This is a genomic window from Synechococcus sp. PCC 7335 (assembly GCF_000155595.1).
Classification (GTDB): Bacteria; Cyanobacteriota; Cyanobacteriia; order Phormidesmidales; family Phormidesmidaceae; genus Phormidesmis.
Genome location: NZ_DS989904.1, coordinates 3,759,886 through 3,772,464, shown reverse-complemented (window position 1 = coordinate 3,772,464; position 12,579 = coordinate 3,759,886). Strand labels below are relative to the sequence as shown.

The following is a 12,579-nucleotide window of genomic DNA, read 5'->3' as shown; positions in this document are numbered from 1 at the left end:
TTGAACTAACCTGGCTGTTCAAGGTTTTCAAGTCCGTCAATCACGCTAGCAGAGATAATTTTGTCGTCTTGGCTGAGCGATCGCAAGACCTCTTTGCCATCGATTGTATAGCCAAAGACTGCATAGCGTCCGTCTAGCATATTGCGACCTGCAGGGGTTAGCTCCGCTTCAAACAAGAAGAAGAAAAACTGCGAAGACCCACCGTTGTTGTCGTTGCTAGGTCTAGCAAGAGCCAAGCTGCCATAGGAGTTGAACGGTAGAACCGGCTCGTCCATATACTGACCAATTTCCTCTAGCGTGAAGCCATAGATCGGTTCATCATCGCCTTTAACCAGAATTTCCATGGGGATCGCCCGATACTCGCCCGTTTCTGGATCGATATAGCCCGCATCTGGTCCTTCTGGATCGCCTGTTTGCAAGACATAAAAGTCTTCAGCGCGGATAAATGGCATGTCGTCATAGAATTTCTTATTGACTAGATCAACAAAGTTACCAGCAGTAACCGGGGCGCTGTAGCCATCTGCAACAACAGTCACATCGCCTTTAGTCGTCTCGAACTTAACCGTCGCTCTACCTTTAAGCTGGGGCAAATTATCATATTCAGCCGGCACTTCAAACGGAAAGCCGTCTACCATCAGCTCTTCTAGCTCGCCGACTTGATCTAGCAGCTGCTTACGCTCAGTCCAAACGCCTTCTTTGTCTTCGGCCTCGATTGCTTCACGAATAGGCTCTAGTCCGCCTGCTAAACTATCGAGAATCTGATTGGCCTGCGCTTGGCGATCTTCTGGCACGCTAGCTAGAATCGCGTCTCGCTTTCTATTGAGTACTCGTTCTACTTTATTAACGTCTTTCTTCATGGGTCCCCAGCGCTTACTGCGCAGCCATTCAGAAATCTCTTCTAAGTCGCCTTGAATCGACCGGATCTCCTTATTGTCAATCGGTAAAGCGTAGCGTAGTAGAGCCGCACCGTCTGTGATTGCATTTCCTGGCGGCAGCCCAGCTAGGACAGGCGCTAGAACCGGATTAAGCGCGATCGCCTGTGCAGGCATCACGGATGTCAATAGACACATCGCGGATAGCAACAGACTAAAACAAGCGGCTTTGATCAGACTTTTAAGCTTTCGCAAATTCATGGCTTGATTGGGAGACTTTTGGCGTTCAGCTTTGATCTTGCCATAGTCTGGGTCCCTCACCCCCAGTCACCCGCCGATGCTGTAACCCTTGTTATCAATTAGTACGCTCACACTATCTGCCATCAGCTAGCTAACTTTATCAGCAGGTCTAGCCCGTAGTGAGGCTGTTAATTTATGGAGCATAATTAGCAGGCAACTAACCGCCGAGCTGTACAATGATTGCCGATTGCCTTAGCACCTTTTAGCTATCATCATGATCTCTAGCAATGATTTCCGCACCGGTACCAGTATCGAAATCGATGGCTCCGTGTGGCGCGTCGTTGAGTTTTTGCACGTCAAACCTGGCAAAGGCTCTGCTTTTGTGCGTACTAAGCTGAAAAATGCGCAGACAGGCAACACGCTCGAACGGACTTTTAGGGCGGGCGAGATGGTGCCTCAGGCAATACTTGAAAAGAGAAACAAGCAATACACCTATAGAGACGGCGATCAATACGTCTTTATGGATATGGAAACTTACGAGGAAAGTCGGCTCAACGCTGATCAAATTGGTGATGCTGTGAAGTATCTCAAAGAAGAAATGGAAGTAACCGTTTTGACTTGGGATGAGCGAGTTCTAGAAGTAGAACTGCCCAACACTGTCGTTTTAGAGATCACTCAGACTGATCCAGGAGTCAAGGGTGATACGGCTACTGGAGGAACCAAACCTGCCACCGTTGAAACGGGCGCTCAGGTGATGGTACCGCTGTTCATTTCTCAGGGTGAAAGAATCAAAATCGACACTCGTAACGATACCTATCTAGGTCGTGAAACCTAAGGTTGTATGATTTGCGCACTAGCTATGAACATTTTTAATATGGGATTTTACAGGTGAACTTTAAAGAACTCTGCGAGTTGGTAACGGCTATAGACCAGACTGACATCGCTGAGCTAACCCTAAAAAACGATGAATTTGAACTGACGCTTCGTAAACCTTCTGCGCTCCAGCCAGAAGTTGTTCTTAGCGCAGCTCCAAGTACTACGCCCGCCGCGCCCATTGAGCCAGCAGCACCAATCTCGCCGCCGGCTCCTATTAGTACGCCAGCAGAGCCTACTACTCCGTCTACACCAGCGATTGATGCGTCTTTAGTCGAGATCACCTCGCCAATGGTCGGTACGTTCTATCGATCGCCCGCGCCGGATGAGTCTGCCTTCGTAGAAGTAGGCGATCGCATCCAGTCGGGTCAAACAGTATGCATCATCGAGGCAATGAAGCTAATGAACGAGCTAGAAGCCGAAGTGTCTGGCGAAATTGTAGCCATTCTGGTAGAAAATGCTGAACCGATCGAATTTGGACAGCCACTGATGCGAGTAAAACTTGCTAAGTAAGTTTTTCCAGCCTATTCTTTCAACCCACTTAAGCCCACTTAGTAGTAGGCTGCTCAAATTCACTTTTGTCAAAAACTGTAGAAAAGCTATATCTAACCAAAGCTAATACTCACTAAACTAAAGCGATCAATTAAAGCGACCAATTAAGTAGGGATTTGCTATGTTGTAGTGATATTGCATGCCACTTGCCTACAGAAGGCATCTACTAGGCGCAATCAGTTAGGGGTGATCAGTCGTAGATGCGCGGTTCTCTACAGTCGGATAATCCTTGTGAATTAAGATGACTCATCTTTAGTTGGCACGGTATGCTGTGCCAAAGCATCACCTGAACTGACGGAACAAACATCTTTGTATCCTAATAACTAGCAGAACTAACGAAATCTAAACACTAAGCTAGTAAGTCGAATGAAGTAGGACACAGAAGCAAGCAGCATATTAAGAGGAGGAAGATTATGACAGAAGGCATGATGAAGAACACCGCCCGTCAGGAGCAGTCTACTAGCACTCGACCTGCCGCCGCCGCCACTTCAAATTCTTCGAGCCGACTGTACCGCCGATTAGAAGAAGCCCTCCACGCCGGTAGCGAAGTTTGGTTTCGTATGCCAGGGACACGCTTAGTGGGCATACCTATCTATCTAGACGCAGAATATGTCGAGGTGGTCGATGTTGATGTGGCTGAGGGATTCGAGGACGAGGAATTACCTGACGACCCCTACCAGCGCACTGTTTGGCTAATTCGTTTAGAGGAAATTAGCGCTATTTCCTATGCTACCGATCGCTGGAGTAAAGAGCGTTTTGAACGCCTGCTAGAGCAATCTCAAAAAGATGATGGTCCTGCGGATAAACCTCGCTAGATGCTTACCTTACGCGCTCAGCGATCACGTCGTAGATATACATAGTATCCACCCAATCTAGGAATAGCCCAGTAGTCAGAACAGATACTACTGGGCTTTCACTTGTAGACCGCACGGTAGCTGAAAGTTTTGCTTTCCTATTCTTTTTTCTTTAGTTCTATGAGCCCGCAAACGCAAACGACACGCTAGGAAAGAGTTAATAGCGATCGCCAGTGGGCATAATTACCTAGCTTTAGTAGTTAGCTTTACCGTTTGTCGCTGCATCTTATGACTTTATGTAGGTTAAACCCTAGGAGGCAAATGTCCATATAACCTTGAGTGATTGAAATTTGACTTAAATTAAGTCTTTTAGCTATTAACTCAAGCAAAAATTCAAGGGAACAGCGTCGATAAACAGACCTCAGCCAACCTGCTTATATTGCCCCCCATCCATCTATCTGGTGACTTATGCAATCCAAAGAGATCAACACACCACAAGTACGTTCCACTATCCGAGTGGAAGATGATCGTACTGGTCTAACGCCAGAAACACTAAAACGGGCGTTTCTAGACAACTTGTTCTATGTACAGGGGAAATCGCCGGAGATTGCCTCTATACAGGACTACTATATGGCATTGGCCTATACGGTGCGCGATCGCATGCTGCACCACTGGCTCAGCTCGGCAAGCACCTACCGGGCTCAAAAGTCGCGGACAGCGGTCTATTTATCAGCAGAGTTTTTGATGGGGCCGTATCTAGGAAACAACCTGATCAACCTAGGTCTATACGATGTAGTAGACGAAGCCATGGCTGATCTGGGCCTAAGTTTGCCCGAAATTATGGCGCAAGAGCAAGAGCCTGGTCTAGGCAACGGTGGTTTGGGTCGACTAGCGGCCTGCTATCTAGATTCGATGGCAACGCTACAAATTCCCTCTCTAGGCTATGGTATTCGCTACGAGTTCGGCATCTTTAAGCAAGAACTTCAAGATGGCTGGCAGATTGAGCGCACCGACAAGTGGCTAGCTAATGGTAATCCTTGGGAAATTGTTCGGCCGCTGTGGGCTCAAGAAGTTAAGCTAGGTGGCTATACCAAAGCATATACCGATAACAAAGGCAGCTACCGGGTAGAATGGGTGTGCGATCGCGTCGTTAAGGGCGTCCCTTACGACACAGCTATTCTTGGCTATAAAGTCAACACAGCCACTACGCTCCGTCTGTGGAAAGCTGAATCGCCTGATGCTTTCGACTTTGAAGCTTTTAACCACGGCGACTACTCCGGTGCGGTCAATTCCAAGGTAGTCTCTGAAAACATCTCCAAAGTGCTCTATCCCAATGATGAGCACCTAGAAGGTAAGCAGCTACGCCTAGAGCAGCAGTACTTCTTTGTCTCTTGCTCTTTGCAAGACATGATTCGAATCATGCTGCGCGATGGCATTCCCCTAGAACAATTCCCAGAAAAATATACGCTGCAAATGAACGATACGCACCCTGCGATCGCCGTCGCAGAACTCATGCGTCTACTCATCGACGTTCACGAATTTGAATGGGATAAAGCCTGGGAAATCACCCAAAAATCCCTTGCCTATACCAACCACACCCTTCTGCCCGAAGCCTTAGAACGCTGGCCTATTGGCTTGTTTGGCAACTTACTTCCCCGCCATCTTGAGATTATTTTCGAAATCAACCGTCACTTCCTAGAAGATGTCAGACTCAAATTTGGCCAGGACAACGAGCGCATATCCCGCATGTCTTTGATTGACGAGAGCGGTGGTCGCTATGTTCGCATGGCTAATCTTGCTTGTGTGGGTAGTCATGCCATTAACGGTGTTGCGGCCCTTCACACAGAGCTACTCAAAGAAACTGTACTTAATGACTTCTATCAGCTCTTCCCAGAGAAATTTATCAACGAAACCAACGGTGTCACGCCTCGTCGCTGGATGGTACTCAGCAATCCTAAACTTACTCGGTTGATCAATCAGCGCATTGGCGACGAGTGGCCCACCGACCTGTTTCAACTCAAGCAGTTAGAATCGTTTGCCGATGATCCGGGCTTTCGCACTGAATGGCGACAGATCAAGCAAGCAAACAAAGAAGCCTTAGCCGTACGCATTGAAAGGGCAACTGGCGTCAAAGTTAGCCCTACCTCGATGTTTGACGTACAGATCAAGCGTATTCATGAGTACAAGCGTCAGCAGCTCAACGCACTGCACATCATTTCGCTCTACCACCAGCTCAAGAGCAATCCGGATCTAAACATTACGCCACGCACCTTTATCTTTGCGGGTAAGGCAGCGCCGGGCTACTTTATGGCTAAGCTCATCATCAAGCTCATCACCTCTGTGGGCCGTGTAGTCAACCGCGACCCAGACATTCGCGATCAGCTTAAAGTCGTTTTCTATCCGAACTACAACGTTACGAACGCACAACCTATTTACCCTGCCTCTGATCTTTCAGAGCAAATTTCGACCGCAGGTTTTGAAGCATCCGGTACAGGCAATATGAAATTTGCTATGAACGGCGCACTGACTATTGGAACTTTAGACGGTGCCAACGTTGAGATTCGCGAAGAAGTTGGCGATGATAATTTCTTCTTGTTCGGACTTCAGGCACACGAAGTTGCTGAGCTCAAAGCCACGGGCTACAGTCCCCGTAAGTATTATGAGGAAAATGAAGGGCTCCGTACCGTCATCGACCTGATTGGCTCTGGTGTCTTCTCCAGCGGAGATACAAAGATGTTCAAACCGTTAATTGATAATCTCTTGAATCAAGATAGATTTATGGTCCTAGCTGATTATCAAGCCTATGTCGATTGTCAAAAACAGGTAGACGCCGCTTATAAAGACCAAGATAACTGGGTTCGCATGTCAATTTTGAACGCGGCTCGTATGGGTAAGTTCTCTTCTGATCGAGCTATTCAAGAATACTGCGATCAGATCTGGAACATTAAGCCTGTTCCTGTGGAGCTACAGGAGTACACCAAAACTCTATCGATGATGACAGATAACAGCACTCGCCTACCCGTATAGCAGAGTCTCTCAGCTTAGAAGAGACTGCCTTAAGCGAAAGTTGATATTTCAGGAGATGTGAACAAAGGCCTTCGGTTTCTCGATCGAAGGCCTTTGGGTTAAATAAAGAAATGAAGCCGGAAGAGTTTAAACCGCTCATTGAAAACGTCTACAGCATTATTTCTCCCTACGTTCGAGAAACTCCAGTTATTAGGTCAAAAACAGGTAGCTTTGGTCTAGATGCTGATCTTGTTCTAAAGTTAGAGCTGTTTCAGCACGCGGGCTCTTTCAAAACAAGAGGTGCCTTCTCCAAACTTTTGAATAGCGCTGTGCCATTAGCTGGGGTGATTGCGGCATCAGGAGGCAACCATGGTGCGGCAGTTGCCTACGCAGCAAAAAAACTGGGCTATCCAGCTGAAATCTTTGTGCCAACCGTTTCTTCTACAACTAAGGTAGATCGGATTAGGAACTACGGTGCGTTCCTTTCTATAGGTGGCTGTGACTACTTCGAAGCCTTGGACAAAAGCTATGTTCGAGCCGCACAAACGAATGCCTTAGTCATCCATGCTTTTGATCAGTGGGAAGTCATTGCTGGGCAGGGGACAGTAGGGCTGGAGTTCGAGAAACAGTCTCCTGATCTCGATACTATTTTGGTATCGGTAGGCGGGGGTGGTTTGATTGGAGGGATCGCCGCCTGGTATCAAGGTCACTGTAAGGTCGTAAGCATAGAGCCAGAAAGAGCGCCAACTCTACATGATTCTATGGCAATAGGTGAGCGAGCGATTGTAGAAGTCGGCGGTATTGCAGCAGACGCTTTAGGCGCTAGGCAAGTTGGTCAGATGATGTTTCCAATCGCCCAGCAATACGTAGGTGAATGTGTCCTAGTTGATGAAGATTCGATAGTAAAGGCTCAACAGCTACTATGGGATCAGTGGCGGATCGTAGCAGAGCCTGCGGGAGTTGTACCGATTGCTGCTTTGATCTCAAAGCGGTACGTGCCGCAACCAGGAGAAAAGATTGGCGTGCTGATTTGTGGAGGGAATGTAAATCTATCTAGCTTTCTAGAAGCACTGGGTGCCAACGTCAGCCGCAATAGCTATTAATTGGTTGTTTATTGTAGTGATGACCCATCTAAAAGTTCGGCTAAAGGGTGTCTAAGCGAGCTTTTAGATGGATCGAGTAGCAAAGTTTAGCCTTGGTTAATAGGCAGAGTAGTCAGTAAGCAGAATAGTAAGCCATTGCAACAATTTGATTACCCGCGCTGGCTACTAATCCAGAAAGTATCTGTAGCGCAAAGATAGCGATGATGGCAGAAAGATCCAGGCCACCGATTGGCGGTATGATGCCGCGAAATATGTTCAAATATGGGTCCGTAAGCTGCGAAAGCGTAGAAAATACAGAATTAGACCAGTCAATATTGGGAAACCAACTGAGTAAGATACGAATAAAGATTAGTACAAGGTAGATACTAAGGAATGTAGACACTCCTTGAATGATAGGAGCGATAATCTGTGCGGGCATAGGTCTATAGGATAAGCGTCAAAGTGTGTAAGTAGTCTTAGCGTCTAAAAGAAGCGTAAGGTCCAAATAATGACTTGTATTTTAACTGATCGGCTCGCAATCGGGGGGTAACCCCTAATTCACTACAGAATTGAATCATTTCGCGCTTGGACAGATTGATCTTGTAGGCTGGTCCTAAGTCCAGAAGATGCTTGAGCGTTGGGAGCATCATCGTTGACTCTTCCCATTTGCAAGCGAGCATCTTCAATAGCCATGTTTAGCTGGGAGATTTTATCTTCTAGGCCGCGTCTGGCAATTTCCATTTTTTCTTCAGCGCTAGCTCCTTCAAAGTGGCGCCGGTTCTCATCCGAGATTTGGGCAAAAGTATCGGTTTCGTCAAGGCGTAGGCGATTGCTAGCGAGCACACCAACAATGCCGCCAATGATTCCTCCTACAAAAGCTCCGGCGACAAATCCACCCGCAAAGTTATTCTGACTCATGACTCTCCTTAATTCTGACTTCCTCTCTTTATGTCTGTAGATATCAATAGCGTTTTTGAGACGGGCTTCATAAATTTATAAATGGACTCTTAACAAGCTGGCAATGACATAGCTGAGAGATGACGCTTGTATTTAAGGCATCAAACCAAAAAACGATGTGTCGAGAGATTATGTGCCAAAAGTGCGATCGCCTGCGTCGCCCAACCCTGGCACAATAAATCCATTCTCATCTAATCCCTCATCGATAATCGCTGTATACACCCCCACCGTTGGATACGACTCAGCAATCTTTTGCAAGGCAGGTGGGGCAACGACTACCGAAATGATTCTCACCAGTGCTGGGTCTGCGCCCCGCTGGGTCAATTCAGCCATTGTCGCCATCATCGTGCCGCCTGTTGCCATCATGGGCTCACTGATCACCACTCTAGTGTTTGGCTCGAACCTTTCTGGCAGCCTGTTGAGATACCAGAAAGGTTCGAGTGTTTCCTCATTCCTAGCCAACCCAATATGATAAGTATAGCTATTCGGTAACGCGCTCTGAATGCCCTCTACTAGCGCTAAACCCGCACGCAAAATAGGAATTACAACGACTGGTACATCTGGGTCAACAAAAGTCGCCGGACATGTTGTCAGAGGTGTTTCTATTGTCATATCCGTAGTTGGTAGCCAGTCGCGCACTGCTTCGTAGGCTAGCCAGCGTCCTAACTCTGTCATTCCGCTGCGAAAGACGCCTGTTGGTGTAGTGGCGCTACGGACAACGCCTAACCAATGCTTGATCAAGGGATGAGGTGGAACGTGAATACGCAGTTGCGGAGCCATAAAGCTAGGACGAGAAAGGGTTCCAAACCATCATACTGCTGGGAAGAGAAGTATAGCGATTTGCTGTAGGCTTAGCCCTTTCGCAGCTGTATAGATCTAGCCGTATAGATTGAGTAGACCGATAAGCGATCATTTCACTTTGATAAGGAAATAAGGATTGCAGATTCCGTGCTGTAGTCTCTGATGAGAGTGCGGGTCTAGATGACTGATGAGTTGGAGAGCCCATGGCCCTAGCCTACGTTTTGGGGTGGTTTTTGGACCTTAGTTCTTTTGTGGTTTCACTTTAGAAGTACTCACTGTTCTGTATCTTAACCACGATTTTACTTCTCAATAATCTTTAGACTACTAAAGCTTAAATCATCGTATAAGTCTCTGTGATTGAGTGTTGAGGACGTTGCGATGCAAATGTTTTGGTTTCTGTCAAAAACGAAAGTGTAGATACTTCTAAGTCTGACTTTGCACCACCGACCCTGTCAGCGGTAGCAGTGTCTCGCCTTAGTAAAAGCTTCCGTAATATTCCAGCGTTGTGCGGTGTTGATTTGACTATTAAAGTCGGAGAGATGGTGGCGCTAGTGGGCGCATCTGGCTCCGGGAAGTCTACGCTGCTTAGAACGATGAACGGTTTGCAGCTTGCAGATAGTGGTGAGATAAAGATATTTGATACGCCGTTGCAGGCAGATGGAAAACTCCATTCAAAAGCGCGACGATTGCGTAGTCAAGTTGGCTTTATTTTTCAGCAGTTTAATCTCGTCAATCGTCTCAGCGTTTTAGAGAATGTACTGATTGGCAACTTGTCTCAGGTTTCACCTTTACGCTCAGCTTTTCGTCTTTTCAGCAAGACGGAAAAAATAAGGGCTTTATCAGCGTTAGATAGAGTTGGAATTTTGAACCAAGCCTATAAAAGAGCTGCGCTGCTTTCAGGCGGACAGCAGCAGCGGGTGGCGATCGCCCGCTGCTTGATGCAAGGGGCAAAGATAATCTTAGCCGACGAACCTATCGCTTCGCTCGATCCAGAATCGGCAAGACGGGTGATGGAGCTGCTAGTCGAACTCAACCGGACAGGCGGGTTGACAGTGATTACCTCTTTGCACCAGGTGCAGATGGTTCGATTCTATTGTGATCGCGCGATCGCCCTACGAGACGGAACCGTTCAATACGACGGACCTATTGTTGATCTTCTAGACGATCGCCTCAGCAATATATATGGCGCTGCTGCTGAAGAGCTCGTTCACCGTGGTCACGCCGAAATTCTAACCAGATAGCCTTTGCTTAGCGTTTTACTAGTATTTTTCCTACTGCCTAAATTTTTTATTTGAACCTACAGGAATCCTCGATAACTCCCATGCGAAACCCTATCAAAAACACCACGTTCACGAAATGTGCAACGTTCTGCTCTGCTGTGCTCTTTAGCACTACCGTACTGGCTAGCTGTAGCGGTAGTGCCACTGTAGATGAACAAACCTCTGCGGATCCTGTCGCCACCGGTGGCGCTTGCGCACCTGAACTAACCGAACTCGAGTTCGGAATCATCTCTACTGAGTCTCAAGCAAACCAAAAGCCAAAGTGGGAACCCTTCGTCGCTGCACTTTCTGATGCACTTGGTCGTGACGTAAATGCGTCTTATGCGACGGACTACGCAGGCGTCATCGAAGCGATGGGCGCAGGCAAAGTTCAGATGGCTTGGTTCGGCGGTAAATCTTACATTGAAGCCGCTGAGCGCTCTGATGCAGAAGCGTTTGCTCAGACCGTTGGCTCTGACGGCAGTAAAGGCTACTACGCTTATCTAATCACGAACAAAGAGAATCCTATCCTGGCTGATATCGATGTAGAAGCTGGCAACGGCGACGAGTACGTTGTTGAAAACGCAGGAAATCTAACCTTCGCTTTTAACGACCCTAACTCTACCTCCGGTTTCTTGGTGCCTAGCTACTATGTATTCGCTCAGAACGATGTGAATCCTGAAGAAGCGTTTAGCGAGTTGGTGTTCGCAGGTAGCCACGAAGCGACTGCCCTAGCAGTTGCCAACGATCAAGTAGACGTTGCTACCAACAACAGTGAATCGCTCGTAGAAGTTGAAAAGAACGATCCCGAAGCGTTCGAAAATATTCAAGTCGTTTGGACTTCTCCTGAGATTCCTAGCGATCCTATCGCGTACCGTAGTGATTTACCAGATTGCTTGAAAGGAGAGATTCAAGACTTCTTCTATAGCTACAACGACGAGACAGTCCTTGGCCCCTTGGAATGGAGTGGCTTTGACGAAGCTGACGACACGACTTGGAACACCGTACGCGAACTAGAGATCGGAAAGACTATTCTAGAAGTTCAAAACGACGACAGTTTGGATACAGCTGCTAAAGAAGCTCGTTTAGAAGCGCTAAATCAAGCGTTAGAAGCAGTCAAATAAGCGCTAGCTACCTACAAACAAACCGACTTAGACCTCTTGTGAAAAGAAAAGCTAGGTCGGTTTATGTCATTAAAGAACGTTTTGTTATATGTCTCTTTTTACTGATAAGAAATCTTCTCTGAATGACTCAGACAAAAACTTTACTGAACAGTATGAGCTATCAGTATCGCCTGCTGTTTTGGAGATGCAAAAGCGTGATCGCCTAACCTCAGCTCAAGTTGTTAGACGGCTAGCAGGCATCACCACAACTATCGCCATGCTCTGGTACGCCGGTGTCGTTAGTGAGATTGACCTCGCGGAGCTACTCGAGGGTGGCGGTACGATGGGAGAGTATGTCGGCCGCTACTTTCCACCAGATTTTTCCGACTGGTCATCCTATCTTGCTGACATCATCGAAACTATCGGTATGGGTATATGGGGAACGCTACTTGCCGTATTTGTGGCCGCGCCGCTCTCTATCCTAGCCTCTAGTAATCTCTGTCCCTTTTGGATTGTGCAGCCCACAAGAAGACTATTGGACGCGATGAGAGCCATCAATGAGATTGTGTTTGCGTTGGTATTCGTTGTAGCTGTTGGCTTAGGCCCTTTTGCAGGCGTACTTGCTATCTTCGTTCATACTGCTGGTATTTTAGGAAAGCTCTTTTCTGAAGCGATTGAGAATATAGATGTTGGACAAATCGAAGGCGTACGCGCTACAGGTGCTAGCAAACTTCAAGAGATTCTCTTTGGTGTGGTTCCTCAGGTAATTCCACTCTGGATTTCCTTTGTGCTCTATCGGTTTGAGTCTAATGTACGCTCGGCTACCGTGCTTGGCATTGTCGGTGCAGGGGGTATTGGCGTCTCTCTCTATCAAAGCTTTCGCTCTTTTGACTACACGAAAGTGTGTGCAATTTTACTGATTCTTATTGTGGCAGTCGGTTTGATTGATGCAGCGTCTGCGTGGCTGCGACGACAGTTTATCTAGTGCAGAGAGTTTTTGCTAGCAGAGTCGCGAGCATAGGACTTCGATCAAAACGTGC

The 12,579-nt window shown here is 47.3% G+C and carries 12 protein-coding genes; 8 read left to right on the top strand and 4 right to left on the bottom strand.

Going from position 1 to position 12,579, the window contains the following annotated elements:
• Positions 1-5 precede the first annotated feature (5 nt).
• Positions 6-1,133 carry a peptidylprolyl isomerase gene (locus tag S7335_RS15930; protein ID WP_050765999.1) on the bottom strand — a complete coding sequence of 376 codons (1,128 nt, stop codon included), beginning with the start codon at positions 1,131-1,133 and terminating at the stop codon, positions 6-8.
• Positions 1,134-1,386: 253 nt separating this feature from the next.
• Here S7335_RS15930 and efp point away from each other — a divergent pair, with 253 nt between their 5' ends.
• From efp to S7335_RS15905, 5 genes are all read left to right on the top strand, one after another.
• Entirely contained in the window at positions 1,387-1,947 is a 561-nt protein-coding gene (gene efp / locus S7335_RS15925; RefSeq protein ID WP_006457682.1) for an elongation factor P, read from the top strand.
• 53 nt (positions 1,948-2,000) lie between these two features.
• Entirely contained in the window at positions 2,001-2,498 is a 498-nt protein-coding gene (accB, locus tag S7335_RS15920; RefSeq protein WP_369791682.1) for an acetyl-CoA carboxylase biotin carboxyl carrier protein, read from the top strand.
• Positions 2,499-2,950: 452 nt separating this feature from the next.
• Complete coding sequence (locus S7335_RS15915) at positions 2,951-3,352, top strand: hypothetical protein (protein ID WP_006456425.1); 402 nt, start codon at positions 2,951-2,953, stop codon at positions 3,350-3,352.
• A 447-nt stretch (positions 3,353-3,799) separates the two neighbouring features.
• Positions 3,800-6,358: a glycogen/starch/alpha-glucan phosphorylase gene (locus S7335_RS15910; protein ID WP_006456779.1), complete on the top strand. Its 2,559-nt coding sequence runs from the start codon at positions 3,800-3,802 to the stop codon at positions 6,356-6,358.
• A 110-nt stretch (positions 6,359-6,468) separates the two neighbouring features.
• Complete coding sequence (locus S7335_RS15905) at positions 6,469-7,440, top strand: threonine/serine dehydratase (protein WP_006454276.1); 972 nt, start codon at positions 6,469-6,471, stop codon at positions 7,438-7,440.
• A 112-nt stretch (positions 7,441-7,552) separates the two neighbouring features.
• Here S7335_RS15905 and S7335_RS15900 read toward each other — a convergent pair whose 3' ends face one another.
• From S7335_RS15900 to upp, 3 genes are all read right to left on the bottom strand, one after another.
• Positions 7,553-7,858 carry a YggT family protein gene (locus S7335_RS15900; RefSeq protein ID WP_006454770.1) on the bottom strand — a complete coding sequence of 102 codons (306 nt, stop codon included), beginning with the start codon at positions 7,856-7,858 and terminating at the stop codon, positions 7,553-7,555.
• A gap of 122 nt (positions 7,859-7,980) precedes the next feature.
• Entirely contained in the window at positions 7,981-8,337 is a 357-nt protein-coding gene (locus S7335_RS15895; protein ID WP_006455520.1) for a hypothetical protein, read from the bottom strand.
• A gap of 168 nt (positions 8,338-8,505) precedes the next feature.
• Positions 8,506-9,156, bottom strand: a complete 651-nt coding sequence (upp, locus tag S7335_RS15890) for a uracil phosphoribosyltransferase (RefSeq protein WP_006455340.1) — start codon at positions 9,154-9,156, stop codon at positions 8,506-8,508.
• 410 nt (positions 9,157-9,566) lie between these two features.
• Here upp and phnC point away from each other — a divergent pair, with 410 nt between their 5' ends.
• The 3 genes from phnC to phnE all read left to right on the top strand — a co-directional run bounded on the left by phnC (position 9,567) and on the right by phnE (position 12,524).
• Positions 9,567-10,418, top strand: a complete 852-nt coding sequence (phnC, locus tag S7335_RS15885) for a phosphonate ABC transporter ATP-binding protein (protein WP_006456994.1) — start codon at positions 9,567-9,569, stop codon at positions 10,416-10,418.
• Between the two features lie 80 nt (positions 10,419-10,498).
• Entirely contained in the window at positions 10,499-11,560 is a 1,062-nt protein-coding gene (gene phnD / locus S7335_RS15880) for a phosphonate ABC transporter substrate-binding protein (protein WP_083785094.1), read from the top strand.
• Positions 11,561-11,648: 88 nt separating this feature from the next.
• Positions 11,649-12,524, top strand: a complete 876-nt coding sequence (phnE, locus tag S7335_RS15875) for a phosphonate ABC transporter, permease protein PhnE (RefSeq protein ID WP_006455859.1) — start codon at positions 11,649-11,651, stop codon at positions 12,522-12,524.
• Positions 12,525-12,579 lie beyond the last annotated feature (55 nt).